The organism is Cohnella herbarum, assembly GCF_012849095.1.
Classification (GTDB): domain Bacteria; phylum Bacillota; class Bacilli; order Paenibacillales; family Paenibacillaceae; genus Cohnella; species Cohnella herbarum.
In genome coordinates this window covers 18,926-45,337 of sequence record NZ_CP051680.1, presented here as the reverse complement: position 1 = coordinate 45,337, position 26,412 = coordinate 18,926, and the positions used below count along the sequence as shown (strand labels likewise).

General features: G+C 52.0%; 23 protein-coding genes and 1 pseudogene. 10 read left to right on the top strand and 14 right to left on the bottom strand.

Annotated features, from left to right (window positions below; genetic code table 11):
- Positions 1-33: 33 nt before the first annotated feature.
- The 8 genes and pseudogenes from phnW to HH215_RS00200 form a co-directional block, all read right to left on the bottom strand.
- On the bottom strand, positions 34-1,137 hold the full coding sequence (gene phnW / locus HH215_RS36930) for a 2-aminoethylphosphonate--pyruvate transaminase (RefSeq protein ID WP_254450646.1): 1,104 nt from the start codon (positions 1,135-1,137) through the stop codon (positions 34-36).
- 3 nt (positions 1,138-1,140) lie between these two features.
- Positions 1,141-1,947, bottom strand: a pseudogene (gene phnX / locus HH215_RS36925) (phosphonoacetaldehyde hydrolase); the annotation flags it as partial.
- Between the two features lie 30 nt (positions 1,948-1,977).
- Positions 1,978-3,684, bottom strand: a complete 1,707-nt coding sequence (locus HH215_RS00220) for a putative 2-aminoethylphosphonate ABC transporter permease subunit (protein ID WP_174887591.1) — start codon at positions 3,682-3,684, stop codon at positions 1,978-1,980.
- Positions 3,685-3,696: 12 nt separating this feature from the next.
- The gene (locus tag HH215_RS00215) at positions 3,697-4,734 is read right to left on the bottom strand and encodes a putative 2-aminoethylphosphonate ABC transporter ATP-binding protein (protein WP_169278064.1); all 1,038 of its coding nucleotides are present in this window, start codon (positions 4,732-4,734) and stop codon (positions 3,697-3,699) included.
- Positions 4,735-4,961: 227 nt separating this feature from the next.
- Positions 4,962-6,104: a putative 2-aminoethylphosphonate ABC transporter substrate-binding protein gene (locus HH215_RS00210; protein WP_169278063.1), complete on the bottom strand. Its 1,143-nt coding sequence runs from the start codon at positions 6,102-6,104 to the stop codon at positions 4,962-4,964.
- A gap of 205 nt (positions 6,105-6,309) precedes the next feature.
- Positions 6,310-6,441, bottom strand: coding sequence for a hypothetical protein (locus tag HH215_RS36675; protein ID WP_256376677.1), 132 nt, complete (start codon positions 6,439-6,441; stop codon positions 6,310-6,312).
- Positions 6,442-6,471: 30 nt separating this feature from the next.
- The gene (locus HH215_RS00205) at positions 6,472-6,813 is read right to left on the bottom strand and encodes a hypothetical protein (protein ID WP_169278062.1); all 342 of its coding nucleotides are present in this window, start codon (positions 6,811-6,813) and stop codon (positions 6,472-6,474) included.
- Positions 6,814-6,840: 27 nt separating this feature from the next.
- Positions 6,841-7,167 carry a hypothetical protein gene (locus tag HH215_RS00200; protein WP_169278061.1) on the bottom strand — a complete coding sequence of 109 codons (327 nt, stop codon included), beginning with the start codon at positions 7,165-7,167 and terminating at the stop codon, positions 6,841-6,843.
- Positions 7,168-7,299: 132 nt separating this feature from the next.
- Between HH215_RS00200 and asnB the strand changes: the two genes are divergently transcribed.
- A complete protein-coding gene (asnB, locus tag HH215_RS00195; RefSeq protein WP_169278060.1) occupies positions 7,300-9,156 on the top strand; it encodes an asparagine synthase (glutamine-hydrolyzing) in 1,857 nt (618 codons plus the stop codon).
- Between the two features lie 1,310 nt (positions 9,157-10,466).
- Here asnB and HH215_RS00190 read toward each other — a convergent pair.
- From HH215_RS00190 to rph, 3 genes are read right to left on the bottom strand one after another with little or no spacing between them, the layout of a single operon-like run.
- A complete protein-coding gene (locus HH215_RS00190) occupies positions 10,467-10,721 on the bottom strand; it encodes a hypothetical protein (protein WP_169278059.1) in 255 nt (84 codons plus the stop codon).
- A gap of 15 nt (positions 10,722-10,736) precedes the next feature.
- Entirely contained in the window at positions 10,737-11,537 is an 801-nt protein-coding gene (locus tag HH215_RS36920; protein WP_169278058.1) for a non-canonical purine NTP pyrophosphatase, read from the bottom strand.
- Positions 11,534-12,280 (bottom strand): ribonuclease PH, encoded by a 747-nt coding sequence (gene rph / locus HH215_RS00180; protein ID WP_169278057.1) that lies wholly within the window; start codon positions 12,278-12,280, stop codon positions 11,534-11,536. The genes HH215_RS36920 and rph overlap by 4 nt, the downstream gene beginning before the upstream one ends.
- A 161-nt stretch (positions 12,281-12,441) precedes the next feature.
- Between rph and HH215_RS00175 the strand changes: the two genes are divergently transcribed.
- Genes HH215_RS00175 through HH215_RS00165 form a run of 3 tightly spaced genes read left to right on the top strand, consistent with a single transcriptional unit; the run spans position 12,442 to position 16,033 of the window.
- The gene (locus HH215_RS00175) at positions 12,442-13,773 is read left to right on the top strand and encodes a spore germination protein (RefSeq protein WP_169278056.1); all 1,332 of its coding nucleotides are present in this window, start codon (positions 12,442-12,444) and stop codon (positions 13,771-13,773) included.
- A 4-nt stretch (positions 13,774-13,777) separates the two neighbouring features.
- Positions 13,778-14,917 (top strand): hypothetical protein, encoded by a 1,140-nt coding sequence (locus HH215_RS00170; RefSeq protein WP_169278055.1) that lies wholly within the window; start codon positions 13,778-13,780, stop codon positions 14,915-14,917.
- Between the two features lie 18 nt (positions 14,918-14,935).
- A complete protein-coding gene (locus HH215_RS00165) occupies positions 14,936-16,033 on the top strand; it encodes a Ger(x)C family spore germination protein (RefSeq protein ID WP_169278054.1) in 1,098 nt (365 codons plus the stop codon).
- A 33-nt stretch (positions 16,034-16,066) separates the two neighbouring features.
- Here HH215_RS00165 and HH215_RS00160 read toward each other — a convergent pair whose 3' ends face one another.
- The gene (locus HH215_RS00160) at positions 16,067-17,137 is read right to left on the bottom strand and encodes a GerMN domain-containing protein (RefSeq protein ID WP_169278053.1); all 1,071 of its coding nucleotides are present in this window, start codon (positions 17,135-17,137) and stop codon (positions 16,067-16,069) included.
- Positions 17,138-17,299: 162 nt separating this feature from the next.
- On the opposite strand from HH215_RS00160, the gene HH215_RS00155 reads away from it, so the two are divergent.
- A complete protein-coding gene (locus HH215_RS00155) occupies positions 17,300-17,848 on the top strand; it encodes a phosphatidylglycerophosphatase A family protein (RefSeq protein WP_169278052.1) in 549 nt (182 codons plus the stop codon).
- A 110-nt stretch (positions 17,849-17,958) separates the two neighbouring features.
- On the opposite strand, the gene HH215_RS00150 is transcribed toward HH215_RS00155, so the two are convergent.
- Positions 17,959-18,984, bottom strand: a complete 1,026-nt coding sequence (locus HH215_RS00150; protein WP_169278051.1) for an MBL fold metallo-hydrolase — start codon at positions 18,982-18,984, stop codon at positions 17,959-17,961.
- Complete coding sequence (locus HH215_RS00145) at positions 18,981-19,742, bottom strand: class I SAM-dependent methyltransferase (protein ID WP_169278050.1); 762 nt, start codon at positions 19,740-19,742, stop codon at positions 18,981-18,983. The genes HH215_RS00150 and HH215_RS00145 overlap by 4 nt, the downstream gene beginning before the upstream one ends.
- Positions 19,743-19,942: 200 nt before the next feature.
- On the opposite strand from HH215_RS00145, the gene HH215_RS00140 reads away from it, so the two are divergent.
- The 5 genes from HH215_RS00140 to HH215_RS00120 all read left to right on the top strand — a co-directional run bounded on the left by HH215_RS00140 (position 19,943) and on the right by HH215_RS00120 (position 26,354).
- Positions 19,943-21,310, top strand: coding sequence for a YheC/YheD family endospore coat-associated protein (locus HH215_RS00140; protein WP_169278049.1), 1,368 nt, complete (start codon positions 19,943-19,945; stop codon positions 21,308-21,310).
- Positions 21,285-22,553 carry a YheC/YheD family endospore coat-associated protein gene (locus tag HH215_RS00135; RefSeq protein WP_169278048.1) on the top strand — a complete coding sequence of 423 codons (1,269 nt, stop codon included), beginning with the start codon at positions 21,285-21,287 and terminating at the stop codon, positions 22,551-22,553. The genes HH215_RS00140 and HH215_RS00135 overlap by 26 nt, the downstream gene beginning before the upstream one ends.
- Positions 22,534-23,910, top strand: coding sequence for a YheC/YheD family protein (locus HH215_RS00130; RefSeq protein WP_169278047.1), 1,377 nt, complete (start codon positions 22,534-22,536; stop codon positions 23,908-23,910). The genes HH215_RS00135 and HH215_RS00130 overlap by 20 nt, the downstream gene beginning before the upstream one ends.
- A complete protein-coding gene (locus HH215_RS00125) occupies positions 23,907-25,091 on the top strand; it encodes a YheC/YheD family endospore coat-associated protein (RefSeq protein WP_310735528.1) in 1,185 nt (394 codons plus the stop codon). Before HH215_RS00130 ends, HH215_RS00125 begins: the two co-directional genes overlap by 4 nt.
- Positions 25,092-25,169: 78 nt before the next feature.
- Positions 25,170-26,354, top strand: a complete 1,185-nt coding sequence (locus HH215_RS00120) for a YheC/YheD family endospore coat-associated protein (RefSeq protein WP_169278046.1) — start codon at positions 25,170-25,172, stop codon at positions 26,352-26,354.
- Positions 26,355-26,412 lie beyond the last annotated feature (58 nt).

Below are 26,412 nucleotides of genomic sequence, written 5' to 3'. Positions count from 1 at the left end.
CTTATCCCATCTTAACGCGTCGAATGACATTGCTTACCAGAAACGAATTTTCTCAATGCTCTGCGTGAGACGTTCCATATCGGCGGCATTCACGTCCCCGATATTGCCGATGCGGAATGTCGGTGCCGTCGATATTTTACCGGGATATAAGACAAATCCTTCTTGTTTGATTCTCTCATAAAGCTCTTTGAAAGAAAACGAATCGCTCTCCGGATAATAGAAAGACGTAATAATCGGCGATTGATGCTCTTCCGGGAGAAGAGCGCGAAATCCAGCACGAGCCATTCCCGCCGCTAAGGTTTTCTGGTTGTTCGTGAATCTCATCTGACGTTTGGCAATGCCGCCTTCTTGTTCTAGCTCGCGCAACGCCTGGTTAAATGCATAGACGACATGGGTAGGCGACGTAAATCTCCACTTCCCGCCTTCCCGCTCCATCGTATCCCACTGATCGTACAGATCGAGAGAGAGCGATCTCGCGCGTCCGGCGCATTGTTCCAACGAAGTTGTCTTGGCTATGACGAAACCGAAACCCGGCACGCCTTGGATACACTTATTGCTGCTGCTGATTAGAAAATCGATTCCGATATCGGCGACATCAAGCTCGATACCTCCGAAACTGCTCATCGCATCTACGATATAGACTTTTCCATGCCGATTGGCTACGCGTCCGATTTCTTCGATCGAATTGCGCATCCCGGTCGTCGTCTCGGTATGGACGACCGCGACGTGCGTGATGTCCGGTTGCTCCAGAAGGACCGAATCCAACCTCGCTCCATCGACCGGCGAAGTCTCGCCGAAATCGATGACGACCGTATCGATGCCGAGTACTTTCGCCATTTTTCCGATCCGATCGCCGTAAGCGCCGTTCGCGAGAACGGCAAGCTTCCCGTCATGCGGAATAACCGAACCGATTACGGATTCGACGACGAACGTGCCGCTGCCTTGCATGAGCACGGTCGTATAACTCGCGGGAGCGCGGGTTGCGAGCCGTACGAGCTTGGAACGAATGCTCTGCACGACTTCGTTATATTGCTGATCCCACGTGCACCAATCGCTAAGCATGGCCGCCTTCACCGTCGGGGTCGTCGTCAAAGGGCCGGGAGTGAGCAACAAATAGGGATTACTCCGCGGAAGCATATCCGGGCTTTCCCCACGGGCTAATCTGACGTTCACTTCTTCGAGAACGGCGTCCAGATCTCCTATGGTCTCAATCACGTAATGCGCGCCCGCCTCGCGGAATTGGCGTTCGATCTCGTCTAATCTCGTTTGCAATCGTAATGGATCGCACGCTTCGACTTCCGCTTCGGTCATTCCCAGCTCGTTGCTGCCCTTAAGAATGCCCACGGACCACATTCCCGCGTTTAAGCCTTCCGCGACATCCGATAACGTGTCTCCGACCTTCACGAGAGCTTTCATCGGATAGACGCCGAGCCGTTTCGCGTTCTCGTAGCTCATCCAAGGGTAAGGGCGACCCGCCATCGTATCGTCGGGGCAAACGAACGTATCCGGCGCATAACCTCTTTTACTAGCTTCCGCCGTTACGATCTTCATCATTTCTTTCGTGTATCCCGTCGTAGACCCGATCTTAACCCCCATGCTCCTAAGCCTCTCGACAAGCTCCAAAGCTCCGGGTATCGGAGTCGTATACTCCGGCAGCGCTTCGAATAATAACTTCTCGAAACCGGCATACATCTCGTCGATATCCGCTTCGTTAGGCAATCTCCCGTATTTCTCCTTCCATAGCGCCGCCACTCGTTCCATTTTGCATATCGCTAAGAGGTGGTCCCGCTTCAAGAGCCCCATCGGCTTGCGGACTTCTTCGGAAGTAACCTCGATTCCTTTTAACTTAAACATTTCAACGAATGCGGCAACCGGCGCGAAACACCCGTAATCGATCATCGTGCCTGCCCAGTCTAGAATAACGCCTTGAACTTGTACTTCTTTCATCTCTAACCGCTCCTCTATAGTTGCGTTTAATTACTTCATGTTCTGCCAACGATTCGTTCTTTGTTTCAGCTTGCGAACGAACGCTTCATAAAGCGACTTGACCGCGATGTTGCTCGCGACGATAAGAACCGCCATAGCCGCCGCGGCAGCCGTATCGCCCGCATCGTCCATGCTCACGATGGATACCGCCGCCAGATTGAAATCTGCGGCCCGCAAAAACACGACGGCGGATACGGTAACCATGGAATTGACGAAAAAGTAGCCTGCGATCTCGATAATAGCCGGCAGCGATAGCGGTACCGTCACCTTCAGGAACGTCCGATAGAAGGGCACCCGCATCGATTCGGAGACGAGCTCGAACTCCTTGTCCAGCTTCTTGAGCGACGAGGTCGCGGTAATGAACGGCACGGAATAGAAGTGCACGACGTTGGCGAGCACGATAATCCACATCGTTCCGTATAAGCCGTTCAGCGGATTGTTCGGATGGTTGAAGAAAAAAATGTAAGCCAGTCCGATGACCATACCGGGTAAAGCGAGTGGCAATAGCGACAGAAAGTAACCGACCTGACGAAATCCTCCGAGAAACCTGGATTTCTCGATTAAATAGGCGATTACGAAAGTAATAATCGTACCGATTATCGCCGTCAAGAAAGATACTTTAAGGCTGTTTAAATAAGGCTGAAGCCCTCCGGCCGCTACATCGGAGAAATCGAAATGCTTGAAGCCGAGCGTCAGATCGTAAGGCCAAACGTTTACCATCGAGGCGAACACAGTCGTCGCCAGCGGCAACAAGATCGCAACCGAGATAGCTAAGCAGAACAAAGTAAACACCCGGTCTCGCCATTTCCCTTCTCTCGTGCGATAAGGCGTCGATTTGGCCGAAAGCATGGAACGCTGCTTGCGATCGACGATTCGGTCTACGACGAAAGCGATGATCGCCGGTAGGGTAAGCAGGATGCCGACCGTCGCCCCCATCGACATGTTCTGCTGGCCGATGACTTGCTTGTAAATATCCGTCGCCAACACGTTAAACTGGCCTCCGACAGCCTGCGGAGCTCCGAAGTCGGTAAAGCTCGCCGTGAAGCAAACGAAGATGGCGCTGATCAAGCCGTATTTGACCGAAGGAAGCGTCACCGTGATAAATTTGCGCAGAGAATGCGCGCCTAAGCTGTCGGCGGCTTCGTATAGCCGATAGTCCGTAATTGCCAGCGTCGTAATAAAGATCAGGTAAGCTTGCGGAAACGTATAGATGACTTCCGATACGATAATGCCGAACGGACCGTAGAGCGGAAGCTTGATACCCGGCAAGGCACCGAAAAATCCATTCGTGACAAGCCCCTGGTTTCCGAATAAATAGGTCAGGGAGATCCCGTGCATCATCGTCGGAGCGAACAGGGGCAGCATGGCCACGTACTTGAAATACCCTTTGCCCCGCATCCCGGTCCGACTAATGCCGAAAGCGTAGAAGAACGCCAGCGTAACGGCAATGACCGTGGAGACGGAGGAAATAAACAACGTATTCGTTAACGATTGGACAAGAGCCGGCGATGTAAAATATTTCGCGAAATTTCCGATGCCGGCAAAGCTGCCATCGCGATTCTCGAAAGCCTTGGAGAATAAGGACCATAAAGGAAACAGAATCGCCAGCAATAAAGCTAGCGTAGTCGCGATAATAAGTCCGATTTGCAGAAGATCGGCGTTGCTCCACCTTTGCCGCAGTTTCATGAAAATATCCATAACGTTTCTCCTTTAAGCATGAATCTTCGTCTCGGGAGTAAAAGAGATCAATTTCTCCTGTGGGACTTCAAGCGAGACAACGCCGTTTTTCATGATTTGCAGATGATGCGAGACATGAGCGGATACGTCCACGGTAATCCTCTCCGGCCCTTTGCCCGTACCTAACGAATCCGTTTCAAGCAGCAACCGATAAAAAGGACCTCTAAATTCGATATTTTTAACGACGGCCGAAACGCCCTGACCAGATGCTGCCGCGGTAATGCGAATGTGTTCGGGTCGGACAGCCTGAATCGGTATCGGATTCGCCTCATCATTCGTAGCCTCCAAGAAATTGATCGAACCGATAAAATCGGCCACGAACGGATTGTCCGGCTGCTCGTATACTTGTTGCGGCGTACCGATTTGTTGAATTTCGGCATTGTTCATGACCACGATCCGATCCGACATCGTAAGGGCTTCTTCCTGATCGTGAGTAACCATGATGGTCGTAATGCCAAGCCGCTCCTGAAGCTCGCGGATTTCATGGCGGAGCTTAAGCCTAACCTTCGCATCAAGCGCGGACAAAGGCTCATCCAGCAATAGAAAATCCGGAGAAAGCACGATCGCCCGTGCCAACGCGATTCTCTGTTGCTGACCGCCGGACAATTGGGAGGGATAACGCGAGCCGGCATGGGCTAGATCGACCAGCCCGAGAACGCTATGCACCTTTTCCTCGATATCTTGTTTCGGGATACCTTTCCCATGCAGTCCATAGGCTACATTCTCGTAGGCCGTTAAATTCGGAAACAGCGCATAGGACTGAAACACCATTCCGAAATTTCTCTTAGCCGGCGGAAGCTTGGAGATATCTTTCCCGCCAGCGAGAATGCTTCCGCTAGAGGACTTCTCCAGACCCGCGATAATTCGAAGCAGCGTAGTTTTACCGCAACCGCTCGGCCCCAGCAAGCAAACGAACTCGTTCTTGTAAATATCGAGATTAATGTCGCGCAAAGCGGAAACCGCTCCGAATGATTTGTTAACGCCTTGGATCGACAGATGAGGCTGAGACATATGATCCTCCCTAAGTGAATGATGAAATGGGGTGTTCCTATCTGATCCCAGTATAGAAGAGGAATGATAACTCAATGTTAACGCAAAGTAATTTATGTGTTATTTGTTTTATTTAGTTGTTTTTAATTGTTATTCAAATAGGTCGGATGATAAAAAAGAAACAGCCTCCCGCAAACGGAAGTTTGCCGGACAGCTGTTTCTTCAAATCGCATGGAATACCGGAATCGTTACGTTTTCGGCTCGCTTTTCGCATTGTATCGCTTGTCCCACTCCGTTAACGTATGTTCGCGGTTTTTCGCGGCCTCGCTAAGATCGATCGGGATGAGTTGGTCCATCGGATCTTTCGAGTATCCTTCCGGAATGACGGTTGAATCGCTCTTTACCGAAAGAATGGCATAGTTTTTATTGTATTCTTTCATGACTTCTTCGCCGATCGCCCAATCCAGGAACTGTTGCGCCGCTTTCTTGATCGTTCCTTTTTTAATCAGGGCGTTCGCTTCCAGATCCCATCCGGAACCTTCGGTCGGGAAAACCGTTTCGACGGGGGAACCCTTCTGCGCTTCTTGAATTCCGCGGTATCCGAACGAAATCCCGATCGGATATTCTCCCGTCCCGGACAGCTTCGCCGGTTTAGAACCGGAATGCACGTACATCGCGATATTTTCGTTTAGCTTGTCCAAGTATTCCCAGCCCTTTTCTTGTCCCATCAGTTGCAGTACTCCGGATACGGTCAGAAACCCTGTTCCGGACGAAGATGGGTTGGGCATCGTAATCAAGCCTTTGTACTCCGGTTTAATCAAATCTTCGTAGCTTTGCGGAATGGCCAATCCGAGCTTCTCCATCTCCGGCTTATTGACGACGAACGCGGTTTCCCAAGCATCGATTCCGACCCAGCGCGTCGGTTCGTTGGAATCCTTAAATTCCGGCAGAACGCGATCTACGCCTTCCGGGGAATAGCCTTCCAGCATGCCGTTCTGGTCAAGCACGAGCAAACTAGTTGCCGCCAACCCCCACACGAGATCGGCTTGCGGATTGTCCTTCTCCGCCAACAGCTTTGCCGTAATGATACCGGTCGAATCGCGTACGAAATTCAGTTTAACGTCCGGATATTTTTCTTTGAAAGAAACCAAGTAAGCTTGGATGATATCGTCTTCGAGCGCAGTGTAAACCGTAAGCTCTTTACTCTCCTCGTCGATCTTCGCTCCTTCCGGGTTTTCCGATGCAGGCGCGGATGATTGGGCTTCCGTTCCCGCGCCATTGTTGCTGGCGCTGTTGTTCGCATTGTTGTTTGCGACTTCGGTTTTACCGCATGCCGCTAAGATCGTAAACGTAAGAATAATGGCCAGCATCGTTATCAGTTGCTTTTTCATTTTTATTTCCCTCTCCTCGGCAAACTTATTTTTTCTCTCCTTACAATAAATCAGTAATGTAAAATCGCGATTAAGCACAAGTTAATTTATTGTTTTTTATTATTGTTACATTGTTTTTCCCTTTGTTTTATCCAAAAAGGAAAGCCGTTCGGCTCAGGTAACGAGCGAACGGCTTCTCCAATGGCTTCTCGACGATCAGCGGTTATTAACGGTTATGAGGTTGAGCCGGATTGTTCTGCGCGGGATGAAATGTATTGTTCTTCAACGTCTCCTCCGCGAAATCTTCGCCCTTCTTCGCGTATTGATTTCCTTTGTTTTTCTTGTACTTGTCCGCCATGCGTTCTTCACCTCCCCGTTCACGTATTTGTTATTGTTTTAAATTTCTCTCCAACGCTTCCGAGACTCCCGTATATGCCAATATTTGCGAGGCGAACTCGTCCCTGTCGTTCGCTCCCAGATGGTCCGGCGAAGAGAAAAAAGACTTCGTCACGTCGTCGAACGCGGAATGCAAGCTGTTGTCGAACCAGTCGATTTCTTCGCTTGCGTCGTTCGAGATCAGTTTGACTAACGGATATGAATCCTCTTTGCCCATGCGAAAATAAGCCAGCATTTGCGTGTCGTGTTGATGATCGGTGAACACTTCTACCTCGGCGAGACGCTGCCCGCCGCGATCCAATATCCGCCGAAACTGAGCTTCCCTAACCTTCATGCAAGGATCGCCCTCCTCTTGCTCTCATTACAAAATGTTCATCGATTCGATATGCCGTTTCGTTTCATAAGTGCCCAATTCATGAAGCATTCGATAAATGTCCATAAGAAGGGCATCGTACGTAGCGTTGTCCGGCGTGTCGCTAACCATCGGGTTTCCTTTGAAGCTCAGCGCCTCGTCTTCATCCGCGTCCTGCGTTTCCGCGAATAACTCCTGCAGCTTATCCAGCTCCGCTTCGTTCGCATGAATCGCGAATTCGAACGCCGCCGCTTCGGGATCCTCTAATACTTGACCTGCTCCGACCGATACATAGTATGTTTTCCTGTCCGGCTCGGGAGTCTGTAACTCGTCCATGCGTCGATCAATCTCCTTCCTCTTGCGAACCCGTTCTCCTCACGTATTTTCTCCCAGCGGACATACATGTTATGCCTTTTTTCGCATATCCATCTTATGATCGGTTTTGAGGCAGAGGAGGGTTGAAGGCACATGTGTGGAATTACCGGATGGATTGACTGGAACAAGGACTTAACGACGCAAGCCGATACGATCGAGAAAATGACCGAGACGCTGGAACTAAGAGGGCCGGATGCCTCCGGAACTTGGCTTTCTCGCCATTGCGCCTTCGGACACCGCCGGCTTTCCGTAATGGATCCCGCCAACGGCGCTCAGCCTATGGTTCGTCCGGCCAAAGGCCAGGATAATCACGATTGCGTCCTTGTGTATAACGGCGAATTGTACAATGCCCCGGAACTTCGTAAGCAATTAGAAGGGCTCGGCTATCGTTTCCGTACGACCTGCGATACGGAAGTATTGCTGCTCTCTTACGTGGAGTGGGGCCCGGAATGCGTGGAGAAGTTAAACGGCATCTTCGCTTTCGCGATCTGGCAAACGGCCGAAGAAAAGCTGTTTATGGCCCGGGATCGGCTTGGCGTTAAACCGCTCTTCTATCGCAGGGAGGAAGGACGTTTCCTATTCGGTTCCGAAGCGAAATCGATATTGGCTCACCCGGACGTACCTGCGGAAATCGACGCGGAGGGACTGGCGGAGTTATTCGTCATCGGACCCGCACGAACGCCGGGACACGGGGTATGGCGCGATTTCCTTGAGTTGAAGCCGGGGCATTGCCTGCAATACGATCGCAGCGGAATTCGGACTTTCGCTTACTGGCAGCTTCAGAGCGCCGAACACGAAGAGAATGTCGAACAGACGGCCGAGAAGGTGCGCGATTTGCTAGCCGATACGGTTGAACGCCAACTCCTATCGGATGTGCCGATTTGCACTTTACTGTCTGGAGGACTCGACTCCAGCGCCTTAACCGCTCTCGCGGTTAACTACTATAGAAGAACCGGTCAAGGTGACGTGCACACGTTCTCCGTCGACTACGTGGATAACGATAAGCATTTCCACGCGCATGATTTCCAACCGAACTCCGATGCGCCATGGATCAAGCGGATGAACGACTATTTGTCCACCGTTCATCATCCGAAGCAATTCGATACGCCCGAGCTCGTTCAGGCGCTCGAGGCAGCCGTATTAGCCAAGGATGGTCCGGGCATGGCGGATATCGATGCTTCGTTGTATTTATTTTGTCGGGAGATCAAGAAGGAAGCGACCGTCGCGATTTCCGGAGAAGCCGCGGACGAGATCTTCGGCGGCTATCCTTGGTTCCATCGCGAGGACGCCCTGAAGGCGGAAACGTTCCCTTGGTCTCTTGCGACCGGGCTCAGGGCAAGCTTGTTATCCCCGGAACTCAGGGAGAAGCTTCGTCCCCAGGAATATTTAGCGGATCGCTACGCTCAAGCCGTTGCCGATGTGCCACAGTTAGCCGGAGAAGACGAAGCGCGCAAACGGATGCGGCGAATGTCCTACCTGAACATCACGCGTTTCATGCCGACGCTGCTCGACCGCAAGGACCGGATGAGCATGGCCGTCGGACTGGAAGTGCGCGTTCCATTTTGCGACCATCGGCTGGTGGAGTATGTGTGGAACATTCCATGGGAGATCAAAACCGCCGGCACGAGAGAGAAGGGCATCTTAAGGAAAGCTCTTGAGGGCGTTCTCCCCGACGATGTGTTATATCGGAAAAAGAGTCCTTACCCCAAGACGCATAATCCGAATTATTTGACGGCCGTGCGCTCCTTGCTGATCGATCGGCTGGATGATCCGACCTGTCCGCTCAAGCCGCTCATCAATGAAACTAAAGTGAGAGAGCTGGCCGCCGCATCGGATGCCTCCTCCCACCTCCCTTGGTTCGGCCAGCTCATGTCGGGTCCGCAACTGTTCGCCTATTTGCTCCAGATGGACTTCTGGCTCCGACAGTATAAAGTGAAGCTGGTGTTGTAAGGTGGATTTTGGTGTGTTGAGACGAGTTGAAATTATGAGTTGAAGCATTAGAGTTGGAGCATTAGAGTTGGAGCATTAGAGTTGGAGCATTAGAGTTGGAGCATTAGAGTTGGAGCATTAGAGTTGGAGCATTAGAGTTGGAGCATTAGAGTTGGAGCATTAGAGTTGGAGCATTAGAGTTGAGTTGGAGCGAGTTGAGCTGGAGCGAGTTGAGCTGGAGCGAGTTGAGCTGGAGCGAGTTGAGCTGGAGGAGCAATTATTAGTTGAGGCGAGTTTAGTTGAAGCAGTTATTAGTTGATGTAAGTTGAGTTGGAGCAATTATTAGTTGAAGTAAGTTGAGTTGGAGCAATTATTAGTTGAAGTAAGTTGAGTTGGAGCGAGTTGGAACATTATGAAATGAAGCAAGACCCGGGAAGTAGACTCTAACGGAGTCAATTTCTCGGGTCTTATTTCATTTCTTTACCGCTTAACTTGGCGGGCAGTGATTTTGTGCAGCGGAGATTTTAACCCGGCCTGGCCGTGTTAAATGTCCAAATTCGGCCCTATTAGCGACTTTAGCCCGACCCAGTCGGGTTAATTGTTCGAATTCAGTTCCACAAGCGACTTTAGCCCGACCCAGTCGGGTTAATTGTCCAAATTCGGCTCCACAAGCGCCTTTAGCCCGACCCAGTCGGGTTAATTGTCCGAATCCGGCTCCACAAGCGCCTTTAGACCGGCCCAGCCGGGTTAATCGGGTATTATCTGGACACTATCATCCGAAACCTCACTTTATCGCACAAAAACCAAATTTCTTATTCGCGGCCTACAGCACACTTTCCCTCGGTATTCGACCAATTAGACCGTTCTCAGCGGCTTACAGCACTCTTTCCCTCGGTATTCGACCAATTAGACCATTCTCAGCGGCTTACAGCACACTTTCCCTCGGTATCCGACCAATTAGACCGTTCTCAGCGGCTTACAGCACACTTTCCATCGGTTCCCGACTAATTAGACCGTTCTCAGCGGCTTACAGCACACTTTCCCTCGGTATTCGACCAATTAGACCATTCTCAGCGGCTTACAGCACACTTTCCCTCGGTATCCGACCAATTAGACCGTTCTCAGCGGCTTACAGCACACTTTCCCTCGGTAATCGACCAATTAGACCGTTAGTAGCGACTTACCACACTTTCCCTCGGTATCCGATCAATTAGACCGTTCTCAGCGGCTTACAGCACACTTTCCCTCGGTATTCGACCAATTAGACCGCCCTCAACGGCTTACAGCACACTTTCCCTCGGTTCCCGACTAATTAGACCGTTCTCAGCGGCTTACAGCACTCTTTCTCTCGGTATCGGACCAAACAGCTGTGTTAAATCTTTGAATTTGAATCCTTGCTTGGATTTAAAGCGGCTGAGCCGCTCTATTTCCGCCAATGTAGCCATTTTTTCCGATTTAAAGCGGCTAGGCCGCTCTATTTCTGCCAATGGAGCCATTTTTTCCGATTTAAAGCGGTCAGGCCGCTCTATTTCTGCCGCTGGAGCCACTTTTTTCGATTTAAAGCGGCTGAGCCGCTCTAATTCCACGAGAGAGTACTCCGATTACTTCCCGATCATTTCCAACAAACGGCGCAAGGCTTGTCCGCGGTGACTGATCGCGTTCTTCTCGGCCAACGACAATTCCGCCATGCTGCGACCATGCGAGGATAACCAGAACAGAGGATCGTAACCGAACCCGTCCGTTCCCCGAGCTTCGCGAAGAATATTACCTTCGATAGCGCCCTCTGCCGTAAGATGGCTACCATCCGCCGGATCATATAGAACAAGCGAGCATACGAACCTCGCCGAGCTAAGCAACTCGGGCTCTTGCTCGGGCTCTTGCTCGGGCTCTTGCTCGGGCTCTTGCTCGACCTCTTCCACCTGCTCATTCAAAGACTCCGCCAAGAGTACTTTCATCGACTCATTCGCATGTTCTTCCACTGACTCCGCCAACCGCTCTTTCCCCGGAGCTCCTGAACGCTCCCCCACCAACTCCGCTTCAGCGCTTTCCGAATGGCTTGCCAGCCGCTTCAATTCCAGGAGCAGCTTCTCGTTGTTGGCCGCGTCGTTAGCGGGTTCCCCTGCATAACGCGCGGAATACACGCCGGGTGCGCCATCCAACGCGTCCACGCACAACCCGGAATCGTCGGCGAGCACCGGCAAACCAACGATGTCCGCCACTGCCTTCGCCTTCAATAACGCATTGTCGGCAAAAGTATGTCCGGTCTCTTCGATATCGGGAATCCCTTCGACGTCATGCAAATCTTTAACCGCAATGCCGAGCTTCCCGAACGCTTCGCGAAATTCCTTCGTCTTCCCCGAATTGCGCGTAGCAAGCAGAAGCACGTCTCCGCTACCGATCATGCCTTACCTCCGCCGATCCGCTCGCCAGCCGCGCCTAGCGTATCCCTCTGAAGTTGGATGAGCTGCTGGATCGCGCCTTCGGCTAACGATAGCATCTTATCGAGCTCCGTTCTCGTAAACGGAGCTTCTTCGCCCGTCCCTTGAACTTCCACGAACGCGCCCGCCCCCGTCATGACCACGTTCATGTCGACTTTGGCTTTAGAGTCCTCTTCGTAGTTCAGATCGACGACCGCAAGCTCATTAATAACGCCTACGCTTATGGAAGCCAAGTAATCGGTCAACGGGTATTTATCGAAAGCGTGCGTTCCCGTAAGCTTATGTATCGCCAATGCCAGAGCAATGTAAGCTCCCGTGATCGACGTCGTCCGGGTGCCCCCGTCTGCTTGAAGGACGTCGCAATCCAGGGTGATCGTTCTTTCGCCAAGCGCATGAAGATTCACTACGGAACGAAGAGCGCGCCCGATCAGCCGCTGAATTTCCATCGTACGTCCGGTAAGCTTTCCTTTCGCGGACTCCCTTTGATTACGGGTATGCGTGGCCCGGGGAAGCATGGAATATTCCGCCGTGACCCAACCTTTGCCTTGTCCCTTCAGGAACGGGGGAACTCTCTCTTCAACGGATGCGGTACATAGAACCTTCGTATTGCCCGCTTCTATTAACACTGAACCTTCCGCGTATTTATTCGGATGAAGCGTAACCGCGAAAGGACGCAGTTCGTGCGATTGTCTGCCATCGGATCTCATCTATTTACCTCCCAGAAACTCAATCTCCCCCATTTTACCAAAGGTTGAACGCAAAAGCATCTCACTCCGTATATCGAACGGCGAATCGCCGTCGCGTATGTCGATTGAAACTTGGGGCAATATACAAGAGGTGGAAAATCAAGGATCGGGGGAGCTTTATCGTGCTGGAAAAAATCAAACAGCAATTCCAAAACGCAACCGATTTGTTCACCGATACTCTCGACAACGGCTTCTGGCAAATGGAAATCGCTTATTTTCCCGCGTTGTGCGACGAACGGATTAAGGACGGTCTGCTCGTACCTTTCTCCTATCGCTTCGATCCGGACGAATTCCGCAGAATGCTCCATTCCAATCCGAAATACGCCATAGCCGACAAACCGGATGGATGGCCGAGCCTGCTGCTTAAGGGTTTCGTACTGATCCGTATCAAAGATGAAATCTATTCTTTCAAATCCGATCGTACGATCGTGACCGAGCCGGATACTACTCAAGTGGAAGCTTCGCTTCATGGTCCGCAAGCCGCTTTTACGGAAAGCCTGGATCTTAATTTGTACTTGCTCAGGTTCCGGTATAACGTTCCGACGTTAAACGTTGAGCCTTTCGATAAAGGCTCGTTTTCCAATACCGCCATCCAGGTCCTATATGATCGCGAGCTCGTAAACCAGGTCGTTCTAGACATGCTTTACAAGCAGCTGGAAAAAGTAAAAATCGACTTGCTGCTATCTTCCGGCCAACTGGTTAAAGCTCTGACGGACAAAAGCCATCGCTTGTTTCCGACCTTATTGCAAACGGAGCGTCCCGATCGCGTAGCCACGTTGCTCCGCAAAGGAAAGATCGCCATCCTGATCAACGGCAGCCGGTTTGCCATCGTCTTACCGGTGAGGGTCTACGATTTCATGCACGCTATGGATGACGATTACGACGCATTCTGGATGAGCCGGTTTTTAATCGGATTGAGATATATCGCCGTAGTGGTTACGATTTTGCTTCCTGCGGGTTACATTGCTATCGTTTCCTACAATCCGGAAATTTTCAGGGTACAGCTAGCCTTCACGATCGACGGCAGCCGCGCCGGAGTTCCCTATCCTTCGTTCGTGGAAGTATTCATTATGCTCTTCATGATCGAAGCGCTCATTGAGGCAAGCATCCGTCTTCCTCGCTTCGTCGGTTCGACGGCTACGACCGTGGGCGGACTCATCCTCGGACAAGCCGCGCAGCAAGCAGGTCTCGTCAGCAGCATCATGATCATCGTCACTTCCGCGGTGGCGATATCCAACTTCGTTATCCCGAACTCGACCTTCAGCCAATCCATTCGATTGCTGAAATACTTGTTCGTGATCATCGCCGTGATCTATGGAATTAGCGGCGTTGCGGTGCTTTTCTTCGCCTTGATCGTCTATTTGTGCAACCTTCGGAGCTTCGGGGAACCCTACTTCGGCTTCTTCGTTCCCCATCAGAAAGATTTGGCAAGTCGTGCTCAAGATAAGGGGTGATGATATGGCTCGCTATTTCTACTATCACGTGCTCTATGTCGGCATGATCAATATCATGCTGTTCGTTCCGTCGATCCTCGAGCAGCATCGTTTCAACGGTGCCGTATCTGCGATGGCGATTGCCATCGTCGTTGGCACGATATTGGCATATGTCACGACTTCCTTATTCCTTCGCTTTCCCGGAATGGGGCTTGCGGACATCTACAACAATCTAATGCCGCGTGGAATTGCCGTCGCGCTTAATCTGGCAGGATCCGTCGTGTGGATGTTGGCGGGCATTTTAGTTATTTATTCCTATTCGGCAACGATCCAGCAATTTTTCAACCCGGACATGAATCCCTACCTATTCCTGCTGTTGATGACCATTGCCGGAATATGGGGGGCTAGCCGTTGTACACGCACCGTACAATTCGCCCAAGAGATTCTGCTGTTGCTCTGCGCACCGTTGATTCTCATGATTTTACTCAAAGCGATCTTCAGTCCATGGCTCGATTGGGATGCGATTCGCGTCACCTCCGGATACGTCCGTACGACTCCTTCATTCATTTCCTTCTGTGCCGCGACCTTCATCTTCGCGGGTTATAACACCCTTGCCGTCTACAATCGTCTGCTCCCTAAAGGAACCAAAATCCGTTTTCGTTGGATCACCCCGTTGTTCTGTACTTTTTTCTTGTTTGTCTCTTTCTTTATTCCGATTGGATTTCACGGCACGGTAGGCGTCGGAGAACATATATACCTGTGGAGCGAAACGGCGGATTCGATGATTCTGGAATATGGGTTCGTTTACCGGGTGTTATACCTCTTCTTGTTGCTGTATACCGCGCTTTCGCTCATGTTCGTCATGAATACCTGGCATACCGCCATGGAATTCATCAAAGCCTGTAGGCCTAAGCATACTTCGCAACCGGAGCAATTCCCGGTCCCCCGCGCGAATTGGTGGATAACGATCGCGTTTGCCGGAATTACGTTCCTTTATTCCCTATGGACGAACGAGCACCGCAATCAATGGGTAAACGAGAACTGGCTCATCGCAAGGGCGATAACGGACTTCGTTACCGTATTGCTTCTTGGCTGGCTTGCGATACGGAAAATACGTAAAAATAAGTCTACCGTTCAACTGGAAACGGCGACACAGGATTCCTGATTCAAGGAGGCATAACGGATGAGATTCCGAAAAACGATTCTGATCCTTGTTCTATTTACGCTCACAAGCACGATCTATGGCTGCGGATTCAAAGATATCGATAAGCGATTTTTCGTCGTTGCCATGGGCATCGATCGCGGCAGCAAGCCTAATACGTACCGGGTAACTCTCCGTCTTGCCATCCCCTCGTCGAAGATCGAGAGCGGGGAAGCGAAGACGGAAGTCGAAAGCTACGAATCGCCAAGCATTGCCGAGGCCGTTCGGCATCTGAAAGCGTTGGTGGACAAGGAACTGGACTTCGGGCATTGCCGGGTGATCCTGTTCGGCAAAACCTTAATGGAAACCGGGGTTGCCGATCCGCTTAGATGGTTATCTCGTCGTCGGGATATCGCGATGGTTGCTTTCATGGGAATGGCCGAGCCCGATGCCTTTAACATATTAAAGCTGCATCCGCAATCCGAGCGTTATCCCGGTAACGCCTTATTCTTAAGTTTCGGCAGCGAAGGAACGGAATCATCGTTCACCTTGACGGAATATTTATTCGATTGGGCCCGCCGCCAGTCGGAAACCGGGAAAGACGGTTACTTGCCGATCATTCGCAGAGATATCGACAATAACTCTTACCGAATAGATAGAGTAGCTTTTCTGGACAAACAAAAGCTGCGCCTCTGTTTGGAACCGCAAGAGGCGCAGTTGTTTAACATTTCGGCCAAACATTTCGAGAAATCGTTCATCGCCGTTCCCTATCAAGGTACGCGGATCGTGCTGGCCCTCTCGAAGATAAAATCGCACGTTAACATTTCCAATTCCGAAGCGCCCGTCGTCAACTACTATATTCGAGCTTCGGGTTTCTTGGAGGATAGTCCGCAGTATTTACTGGAAGGCAATGCCCCCAATATCGAAAATCTCCTGCAAACGGAATTCAACAGCCAGTTGGAAGATTTATTGTACAAAATTCGCGACGCCGGAGTCGATCCCTACGGATTCGGGTTGCATTACCTGGCTCAATACTTCGGGAGATCGAAAGAGTGGGAGTATTGGAAAAAAGCTTATCCGACGGTTTCGTTCCGCGTCCACAGCCGCATCGTCATCGACAAGTCCGGTTTGATCAAGTAAAACGGCTATAAGTTCAAGCAATCCGGCCGGCAACTACCGGGATAAAGTATTCACGTAAGTCGGACGCGTCACGGGACGATCGTAAGATCGCTTATCCGAATCCACGAAGGAATCGTTTCCGTTCATAATGACGCGCACTTGAGGCGCACCCGTTGCTTCGGTCAACGTCAACACGAGCGCTTCCATCATTTCCGAAGGTACCGGCGTTACCGGCTCCCACTCGGAGTGCTTCAAACTCACGTTTACGGTATCCGCCAATTGGCTAAGCTTCTCAATCGTCATATCGGAAGTGAGGACCGCATGAAGCGATTTCGTATTCTGCGGTCCGAGAATCAGTTGCTCGAGCGCCGCCTTGGCCGGATCGACTTGGCGGGTAATCAACCTGGTGACCGGTACGAAATAACCTTCCCCGTCTTCGGATTGAGAGGAGAAGTACAACGTTACTCCCATCGCTCGATTCGGTTGTACGTCCTTCCCCGTTTCGAGGTTGATGCCCAGGCCGCGCGTCAGAACCGAATCGACCGGTAATCCGGTTGAAGGAAGCGACCGAATCGGTTTGCCCGCGATAGACAGCTTCACCTTATTGATGCCGGGGCGTTCGGTCAAAGTCCATACGAGCGCTTCAATGACTTTCCGCTCCTGAGAGGCGGCTATACTCGGAAAAGGCGCGGCGAAGTCGACGGCAATCGTTTCCTCCGATGGATTCTCGGTAACGGAGATGACTTTCGTCCCTTCCGGCAGGACCGCTTTGAAGCCGGGAGGCAATTGTTCCGCCAACTGCCGATCCGCGGTCATCCAAGCTAGCGCCTTCTCGGCGGGAGTCTGAAGCGATCCGGCCGTTCCTTCCGCTATCATCGACATCGGAGCCAAATATCCGTTACGATCCAACAAGTACACCGTTACGACGTCATTCCCGCTCGCGAAAGTTTCCTCCGCCGATTCCTGCATCATCGCTTGTTCGATGGGAGCGGGCGGCGGATCTATACTTTCGGCCGTGCTTTGAGCAGTCGGGGCGGATTGGCTGCACGCGGATAATAGCGGCAGGAGCAGCAGCAATCCGCCCCATCTCGAGACTGACCGGTTGCGATAGGACTTCGTTTTCATCCTCAATACCTCCCAATGATAAATCTTTCATAAGCGCGGACCGCCGTTCCAACGGCATCCTATTTGTAGTACTATGTATACGAGCCCTAAGGATAATTATGTGTAGTTTGTCCTATTCAAGTTCACGACGGAGGCCATTGGCTTCGGAAAGAGGTGTTGTTCATGTCCCAAGCGAATCCATACCGGCTTAACAGCAAGGAAGTCGCCAAATCGACGGAAGAGTGGTTAACGAAACGGGGAGTAACGAAGGAACAGATCGGACAGCTCGTCATGCTGCTGCAGAAAGATTATTTTCCCGAGCTGACGCTTGCCGAGTGCGTAATTAACGTGGAAGCGGTATTATCCAAGCGAGAAGTGCAGAATGCGGTTCTCACCGGGATTCAACTAGATATGCTAGCGGAGGAGGGCAAATTGCTCCCGCCTTTACAAAATATGATCGCGCACGACGAAGGCCTATACGGTTGCGACGAAATATTGGCTCTTAGCATCGTAAACGTATACGGTAGCATCGGATTTACGAATTTCGGTTACGTAGATAAGCTTAAACCCGGCGTCCTGCGTAAATTGAACGATAAGAACAGCGGAGAAATCCATACTTTCCTGGACGACATCGTTGGCGCGATCGCCGCGGCCGCGTCCAGCCGTATCGCCCATCGCAAACAGGCCGAGCGCGAAGCGATCGAAGAGGCATTGGGAGACAACGAGGCTTAAGCGATGCGAATGCAAAGAAGCTGCCATGAAAAGTTTAGCTTTTGGGGCAGCTTCTTTTTTTTATCGTTAGAGCGTAACCGATAGCAATAATGATTCCATGTCCCTCGCGATTATACGTTCGACCGTCGATAAAGAATCCTCTTCGTCGTACGATAGGTATTATCCGCCGCTATTTCCGACCGCACCAACAAACCGCGGTTTTCCAACCTTACCAGATGAGCGATCGTCTCCGCTAGCGCAAACCGGAGATTGTGCGTATTGCTTCTTAGCCTCGCTCCGAACAATAGCTCGCACACCTCGAACGCGGACCTTTCCTCGTCCCCGATCAGCTCCAGCATTTTTTTCAACCTTCGCTCATGATGCTCCAGCAATTCCTCGATTCGTTGCCGAAACTGCGGGAAAGGATCTCGATGGCCGGGATATACCATCCGTACGTCCAAGCGGCGAAGCGCCTGCAAGCCCTTCAAGAAGGAGTCTAGCGGATCAGGGTCTCCGCCGGGCATCCAACCGATATTCGGCGAAATATCGGGAAGCACTTGATCCCCGCATAACAATGTTCGGCCGACCGGATCGTAGAAGATCAAATGTCCCGGCGCATGTCCTTCGCCGCCATAGATCTCCCATTCCGTCCCCCCCATGACGATACGCTCGCCCGGAGCTATGATTAACGGATCGAAGGCTTGAGGCGACACTTTATCCCGAAATCCGCCCATATGGTCCCGCATGTCGTCCTTAAGCTCCTCAGCCAATCCATGTCCAAGAAACGCCTCCGTCAATTCCCCCGAGAATGTCTCGTTCTCGCCCCACAACCTAATCGCGTTATTCAGAGCGACCCGCGACATTCGAACCGAAGCGCCCGTCTTCCGTTGAAACCACCCGGCAAGTCCGTAATGATCCGGGTGATGATGGGTGACGACGATCGATTGAATATCTTCCCAGCCTATATCCCGTTCCGATAAAATTGCAATCCAGAATACTTCTAATTGTTCCGTATGGAGGCCCGGATCGATGAGCGTCCAACCCTTTTCCTCCGGTAAAAGATAGGCATTGACCCACTTCAGCGAGTAAGGCAAAGGAACCTTGACTTGCAACCAACCGTTTTCCCATTCCGCTACAACTTCCGATCGTTCTTTCATTCGCATTTTCTCCCTAACAAAATCTGTCGTTTCGAGCTCTCGGCCGCATATGCGCTGCCATCGTAATCGCCATATACGCTTTCCAGCTTCAAGCCCGTTTCCCCAAGCAGCTTCTCGAACTTCTCCAATCCGATAAGCCGAACGCGTTCCTCGTAACGTCGCGCCTCTCCTTGGTTGCCCATCGCGTCAACCGGAGGCCTGACTTCGATTTTCTTGACGACGAAATCGTCCTCAATCGTACGCTTCTCCGTAATATGTAATCCGGTCGATTCGTCTACACGCTCCGATAGCGGGACCAGATGCCGTAAAACGTAAGCAGGATTCAAGAAATCGATCAAATACCTGCCTCCCGGTTTCAGTACCCTTTCCATTTCCCGCAGCACGCTCGCGTTATCCCGGTATTCAACAAAATAGCCGAACGAAGTGAACCAGTTGACCGTAGCGTCGAAAGTTCCTTCTTCGAACGGAAGACACCGCATATCTCCGCGAATCCAAGTCACGTTCCGTTCGGAATCGCAGCAACGCGCTTCGGACAGCAATACTTCCGACAAATCCAATCCCGTAACCTCGTAGCCCAATTTTCGAAGCGCCAACGCGTGCCTGCCCATTCCGCAGCCGACGTCCAATACTCTGGAGCCGGCGCGAATATTCATCCACTCCATCATCGCTCCGACTTCTCGCGTCGCGTTTTCCCGGTTTCGATGCCGATAAACGACGATATAATCTTCGCCGAAGCTTTCGGTAAACCAATCTCTCATGAAGCCTTTACTCCTTTTAGACGGAATCCAGAAGTCGTCAATTTCCATCATAACATCTTTCCGACACCAAGTCCCAATCCGATTAGGGCTATCACCGATAGATAGATGTCCTCATATGATGGAGTATTCTCGAGCCCCCGGGAAGGAAGCCTACGAGAGCCCTCGCCACGACATACGCAAAGGTGGAAGGAGTACGAAACATGTCCACCCCGAAAATCGACGTCCAGGTCATCAGTTCCGGAATATTGTCCGATGACGTCCTGATGCTGGGGGAAACCCTGATGAAGCAGTTGAAAATACCTGCCCAGCAGCATCTTGCTTTACAGTTCGGTTCTTTCCGTCACTCCGTCACGATCGTCCCCGTGCCCCGTTACGAAGGGCTAAGGATCAGCCAGACCCTTGCTCGCAGAATGGGCATCTTTTCCGGTACTCCGCTTCGCATCCTGTATCAGGCAACGACGAGAACGCTCGCGCTCGGTCCGCTCATCGGAGTCATGATCAGCCGGGATAATCCGGTCCAGTCGGAAAAACCTTTCGGAGACATCACGATGTTCTGCCGCGAGCTGACGGATGCATGCAGAAGCCAAGGCGCTTACGTGTATTTTTTTACGCCGAACGCGATCGGGTCGAATTTGTCTTCCGTCGAGGGCTGGGTATACACCAAAGGCTGGCATAGAATGACGCTTCCCGCGCCCGACGTCGTCAACAACCGCCTGACCTCGCGCAAGTTGGAAAACCGCCCGCTCGTTCAACAGTTCATGCGGGAAATCAAGCACCGATTCGGAGCCCATGTGTTTAATGAAAAGTTTCTCGACAAGTCCGAAGTGTTCGACGCGCTGAAGAAAGACGGTTCCCTGCAAAAATACTTACCGGAATCTCACTCCCTTCAGAACTATACGATGCTCAAAAGCATGTGCTCTAGATACAGTTCCGTATTTCTGAAGCCGGTAAGAGGCAGCTTGGGCAAAGGCATCATCCGACTTTCCCGTATCGGTCCGGAAAACTGGCAAGCGTCTTACGCTACCGTCGGCGGAACGAGGAAACAATCCTACAGCAGCCTGGTGAAACTGTTCTCAACGATCGCCGGCAAGATGAAAACCGTTCGTTACCTTATCCAGCAAGGCCTAACGTTAATAGAAATCGGCGGTCGACCCGTGGATTTCCGCGCTTTAACGCAAAAAAACTATAGCGGTAAATGGGTCATCACCTCGATCGTTGCCCGAACGGCGGGAACCCACCATTTCGTGTCCAATCTCGCCAGGGGCGGCACGCTGTCGACGGTCAGGGAATCCGTTGCCAAGTCTAATCTTCCCATCCAATTCCGGGGAGATGCTTCCTCGCGTCTGTCGAGAGCGGCTCTGGACATCGCCCGGGGCGTGGATACGTACATTCCGGCCCATTTCGCTGAGCTCGGCATCGATCTCGCATTGGACACTTCGGGCAGGGTATGGCTTCTCGAAGTCAACTCAAAGCCTTCCAAGAACGATAATACACCACTTAAAGAAGGGAAAATCCGTCCTTCGGTGCGGATGCTGATTCAATATGCCCGTTACATTTCCGGTTTCTAACACGAACGGCAACGCCCGATCGGACGCCGCATTGGGAATTCTCGTATGCGAACGGAAAGGCAATCCTCCTTTCGCGGAAAGCTCGTTTATTAAGCGGCTGCACGCGATCGGCACGAACAGCGGTTTACGATTGTTCGCTTTCGCTCCATGGACGTGGAATGCCGTAGACGATACCGTAAAAGGCTGGAATTGGAGTCCGAAGAAGCGACAATGGGAGTCGAGTCGCCGGCCGCTCCCCGCCCTTCTGTACGATCGCGCCTGGCCTGATACGGAGGAGGAGAAGCTCCGCTTCCGATTGGCCATGCGGCGTCTACGCTCATCTAACAAACTCGTTTTCTTGAATGGCCGCTTACCTCACAAAGGTAAGGTTTACGAAATTTTATCGAAGGATCGGGCATTCGAGCACCTCATCCCGCCCACTGCCTTCTACAAAGGTCCGGCCTCGTTGGCAACTTGGCTTCGTAAAAATCGCGGTTCCGCTTTTCTTAAGCCGATTGCCGGCAGCCAAGGCAAACGCGTCGTCTCCATTGTCCGTTCCCGGAACGGAGAAGTCAGGCTGACGGGCAGGCAAGGCGACAATCGTCCGATCTCAACGCAATGCGAGACCGAGGCGGATGCATTGCAACGCGTCGAACGTTGGATCGGCGATCGTGCCTATCTCATGCAGCCCATGCTCCAGTTGCATGGGCCGACGGGAGAGCCGTTCGATCTGCGCGTCCTCATGCAGAAGGATAACTCCTCCCGCTGGACGTGCACGGGAATCGCGGCCAGACTCGGAGCGCCCGGAAGCGTGACGGCGAATCTGCATGGAGGCGGTACATCCGCATCCGCGAAAGAAGTGCTCGCCGAATATTTCGGTGAACGGCGGTGCGAGGTTTTACTTGAAGATATCGGAAAATCGTCCTATTCGATCGTCGCGCGGCTGGAACAAACTTTTGGAAGATTCGCCGAAATCGGCTTAGACTTCGGGGTAGACCGCAACGGTAAGCTATGGTTTTTGGAGGCGAACTCCAAACCGGGACGTAACGCCATGCGCTCTGCGGGCCAAGAGGCCGCGCGGGTCGCCGCGGAACGACCGCTGTCCTACGCCCGATCTATCCTGCTTCGACTTGCGACAATCGACACGCGGCGATCGCCGCTGGGTAACGGTTGCTCAATTGCGACAACCGACGCGCAGCGATCGCCGACAGGTAACGGTTGCGCTACACCTGGGAGGGTAATTCATGAGTTTGACCATCTGTAACGTCCATTTCACACAGCAGCCGGAACGTATCGTATGGTTCTCCAGCCCGCTCGCGAAGCTGCTCAAGCTGAGCGGACGTAAATCGGTAAACGTCAAGCTTGGTAAAGACATCGTACCCGCCACGGTGCGGACCATTAAACGTAAAGGTCATCATGTCTATATGTCCGCAGGGCTTCGCCGATCCGTAAGGGTTCCTAAATCCGGCAACGTTTATCTGGCTAATGACGAAGGCGAGGAAATTCAGTTAGGCCCGCTTATCGGGGTTTTGACGGATGGAGGCTCCCGCGCTTCATCGACTCCGTTCGGTGATCGAACGGGATTCGTCAGGCAACTTCTCCATCTTGGCCAGAAAAAGGCTTATTTCTTCGCCTTTACGCCGCGAGATATCAATTGGCAGCAAGAAACCATCAACGGCTGGTTCCTCGACGGCGGAGGCGGTTGGACCAGACGCGTCGTACCTCTGCCCGATGTTGTCTATAATCGGCTTCCTAGCAGGCGCGCCGAGGTAGGATCGACGATGACGGCGTTGCGCGAACGTTTCGTGAAGAAACGGATTCCGTTCTTTAACTGGAGCTTCTTCAATAAATCGGACGTCTACAGTCTGCTAGATAAAGACGTAGAAGCTTTGAAGCATTTGCCCGAATCGATTAACAATCCCAGTCCGGAGAAAATTAAAGAACTTCTCGAGAAACATCAGTTTCTCTATTACAAACCGACGGCCGGTAGCCTCGGTATCGGCATTTACCGATTAACTTACCACCCGCGTAAAGGTTATTTTATCCGTTATCGCAGAAATACCGGCAACGTCCTGTTGCGCTTTAGCAATTTCAACAGCCTGATGAAAATGCTGAGAACGAGGCATGGAGGCAATCTGAGCAATTATGTCGTCCAGCAAGGCATCCGATTGGTAGAAATCGACAGCTGCCCGATCGATTTTCGGTTTCATATGCATAAGGACGGCCGCAACGAGTGGGTCGTGGCGGGAATCGGCGCCAAGAAAGCCGGCAGAGGCAGCGTGACGACCCATATCAAGAACGGCGGCTCCCTCATGACGCCCGAACAGGCGCTTAGCCGTACTTTTGGAGCCCGGGCGGAAGAAGTACTCCGGGAAGCTAAAGCGGTGGCCATCAAGCTATCCGAAGCGATCGAGCGCAATTACTCTCACCAACTCGGAGAGCTAGGGCTCGATATCGGAATAGATCGGGACAGCGCCGTATGGATGTTCGAGGCGAACGCTAAGCCCGGAAGATCGATTTTTAAGCATCCTGCTTTGAAGGAGCAAGGCAAAGCCTCGCTCGAATATATTCTAGATCACTGTCTCTACTTGAGTAAGTTCCGCAGGAGGGATGAATCTTGACGATTCTGAAATCTCCTCTTGCCAAACCCGCCGTAGGTGTAGCCGAAGTAGAAGCGATGACCGAGAAACCGGTCGTCGCGATTCTTACGATCGAAGACGAGTTCCAGTTATTTCGCGGCAATCGCAGCAATTTCGTCGACCTTATCAATACCGGTCAGCAGATGGGTATCGTGACTTACGTCGTCACGGTGAAGAACTTGAAGCCCCAAGCGGAGCGGATGCTCGGATATACTTTCCGCCGCGAAGACGATACTTGGGTCAAGGCGTGGTATCCGCGACCAAGCATTATCTACAACCGGATCCCGCAACGGGAAGACGAGCGATTGCCGAGCGTGAAGAAAAAGCTGGCGGCTATTTCCAAACAATCGGATATCCGATTATTCAACCGCCGCTTTTTCAACAAATGGTCCTTATTCCAATGGTTGAACGAGAACAAGGCTACGAAATCGTTTATCCCGGAGACGAAGCGGTTAACTGCGCCTTTCGTGCTGGGCGATCTGCTTAAGAAACATCGGTTGCTCTATTTAAAACCCGTTCGGGGCAAAGCCGGAGTCGGAATCATGACCGTTATGGTGCAACCGGATAAGAAATTGCCTTATCGCCTGCAAATTCAAGAAGAAAAAGGGAGCCGGACTTTTAGATCGGGCACGATGAGACGCTTATGGGATCGCGTGCTTAAACAATCGGACGTTCTCGGTGAACCCTACATTGCCCAACAAGGCATCACTCTTGCCGCCGTGAACAATCGTCCTTTCGACCTTAGGGCGTTGGTGCAAAAAAACGGGGTCGGCCAATGGGAGCTAACCGGAATTGGCGCGCGGGTCGCCGGAGATTCGAGCATTACTACGCATGTACCGCGCGGAGGATATATCGATGATCCCGAGAAGCTGCTCGTCTCGATCTTCGGTAAAGAGAGAGCGGGCAAAGTTCTCGGTAAAGTCCGCAACACGACGATTACGATCGCCAAGCAAATCGAACGCTCCGCGCACAATCGATTATGCGAGATGTCCATGGACCTCGGAGTCGATACGAACGGACACGTATGGTTCTTCGAAGCGAACTCCAAGCCGATGAAATTCGACGAGCCTCACATTAGGAACAAATCGCTGGAGCGGATTTTTCAATACAGCCTGTATCTCCATCGTCTGAAGCATGAGAATAGAGGGGGCATAACCACATGAACGCGATTTTCGCTTCACATCGCTTCCTCCCCCGAATCGTCTCCTTTCCGGCAAAGCCGGCGAGGAGGTGATCTCTCCATGGCCCAGCCCGTACTTGGCATCCTAACCTTGTATTTGACTGATAATAAAGTGCTTGAAGAACGGCCGGTGTACGAAAAAATGATCTCCGCGGGCCAACGGATCGGGATATCCGTATTCGTGTTTACACCGCAGGACGTGGAAGAGAGCAGCGGGAAAATTCATGCGATGGTGTACAATCCCGCTACGGGAAAATGGGGCCGTCGCTGGGTGCGTTTCCCCAACTTAATCTACGACCGTTGCCGAATTCAGAAGAGCCACCGGTTCGAACAGCTTCTCGCTTTCCGTAAACGTTACTCCCATCTCCTGTTTCTCAACCGCCCTTTACGCAACAAATGGACCGTCTACCGGACGTTAAATAAAGTGTCGTCTTTTCGCTCTCACCTGCCGGTTACGAAGCTATACCAATTCGTGGACGACGTCTCGGTCATGCTCAAGAAGTTCCCGACCGTCTACTTAAAACCGATTAACGGCACCGGCGGGAGAGGCATCCTTCGCATTGACCGGGGACAGGACGGTATGTTGCTCATGCAGGGCCGCAACCATTCCCGAAGCATTGTCGAACCTAAGCGCGTTGCAAGAAAAAACCTCGCCTCGGCCCTAAGCCGATGGGATATGCACGGCGATCGTTACATCGTCCAGCAAGGTCTGAATATCAAACTGCCGAATGGTAGAATTCACGATTATAGAATGCTCGTGCAGAAAAACGGATCAGGCGTGTGGGAAGTAACGGGGTGCGCGGGACGCGTCGGTCCTCCTCGAAGCATTACTTCCAACCTGCATGGCGGAGGAGAAGCAGCCACGATGAATACCCTGCTTCGCCAATGGGTCGGCAACGATGCCGCGATCGCCGAAATCCGCGGCACCGCCGAGAAGTTCGGTATCGAAGTAGCGCGCCACTTGGAGGCGACCTACGGCGCGTTATGCGAACTAGCGCTGGATCTGGCTATCGATCGGAACGGCAAAGTATGGCTCATCGAGGTTAATCCCAAACCGTCGCGCGAAGTGTTCAGACAGGCGGGAGAACGCGAAGTTTACCGCAAAGCGATCCTTCGTCCGATCGAGTACGCGCTCTGGCTCTACCGTCAGAAGAAGGAGTCCCGCAGCAAGAAGCCTTTAGGGGATAATAGCGTAGGATTAGAGCAACTCATTCAAGACGAGGACGACAAGTCCTATTCCTTCTAGAAATGAAAGGGGCACAGATCACGCCGGAAATTCGGCATGGACTGTGCCCCTTTCATGG

Coding starts and splice junctions, on each gene's coding strand:
- phnW (WP_254450646.1), bottom strand. CDS start 1,137: ATGCTTCCGCGGAGTAATCCCTATTTGTTGCTCACTCCCGGCCCTTTG.
- HH215_RS00220 (WP_174887591.1), bottom strand. CDS start 3,684: ATGGATATTTTCATGAAACTGCGGCAAAGGTGGAGCAACGCCGATCTT.
- HH215_RS00215 (WP_169278064.1), bottom strand. CDS start 4,734: ATGTCTCAGCCTCATCTGTCGATCCAAGGCGTTAACAAATCATTCGGA.
- HH215_RS00210 (WP_169278063.1), bottom strand. CDS start 6,104: ATGAAAAAGCAACTGATAACGATGCTGGCCATTATTCTTACGTTTACG.
- HH215_RS36675 (WP_256376677.1), bottom strand. CDS start 6,441: ATGGCGGACAAGTACAAGAAAAACAAAGGAAATCAATACGCGAAGAAG.
- HH215_RS00205 (WP_169278062.1), bottom strand. CDS start 6,813: ATGAAGGTTAGGGAAGCTCAGTTTCGGCGGATATTGGATCGCGGCGGG.
- HH215_RS00200 (WP_169278061.1), bottom strand. CDS start 7,167: ATGGACGAGTTACAGACTCCCGAGCCGGACAGGAAAACATACTATGTA.
- asnB (WP_169278060.1), top strand. CDS start 7,300: ATGTGTGGAATTACCGGATGGATTGACTGGAACAAGGACTTAACGACG.
- HH215_RS36920 (WP_169278058.1), bottom strand. CDS start 11,537: ATGATCGGTAGCGGAGACGTGCTTCTGCTTGCTACGCGCAATTCGGGG.
- rph (WP_169278057.1), bottom strand. CDS start 12,280: ATGAGATCCGATGGCAGACAATCGCACGAACTGCGTCCTTTCGCGGTT.
- HH215_RS00170 (WP_169278055.1), top strand. CDS start 13,778: ATGGCTCGCTATTTCTACTATCACGTGCTCTATGTCGGCATGATCAAT.
- HH215_RS00165 (WP_169278054.1), top strand. CDS start 14,936: ATGAGATTCCGAAAAACGATTCTGATCCTTGTTCTATTTACGCTCACA.
- HH215_RS00160 (WP_169278053.1), bottom strand. CDS start 17,137: ATGAAAACGAAGTCCTATCGCAACCGGTCAGTCTCGAGATGGGGCGGA.
- HH215_RS00155 (WP_169278052.1), top strand. CDS start 17,300: ATGTCCCAAGCGAATCCATACCGGCTTAACAGCAAGGAAGTCGCCAAA.
- HH215_RS00150 (WP_169278051.1), bottom strand. CDS start 18,984: ATGAAAGAACGATCGGAAGTTGTAGCGGAATGGGAAAACGGTTGGTTG.
- HH215_RS00145 (WP_169278050.1), bottom strand. CDS start 19,742: ATGAGAGATTGGTTTACCGAAAGCTTCGGCGAAGATTATATCGTCGTT.
- HH215_RS00140 (WP_169278049.1), top strand. CDS start 19,943: ATGTCCACCCCGAAAATCGACGTCCAGGTCATCAGTTCCGGAATATTG.
- HH215_RS00135 (WP_169278048.1), top strand. CDS start 21,285: ATGCCCGTTACATTTCCGGTTTCTAACACGAACGGCAACGCCCGATCG.
- HH215_RS00130 (WP_169278047.1), top strand. CDS start 22,534: ATGAGTTTGACCATCTGTAACGTCCATTTCACACAGCAGCCGGAACGT.
- HH215_RS00120 (WP_169278046.1), top strand. CDS start 25,170: ATGGCCCAGCCCGTACTTGGCATCCTAACCTTGTATTTGACTGATAAT.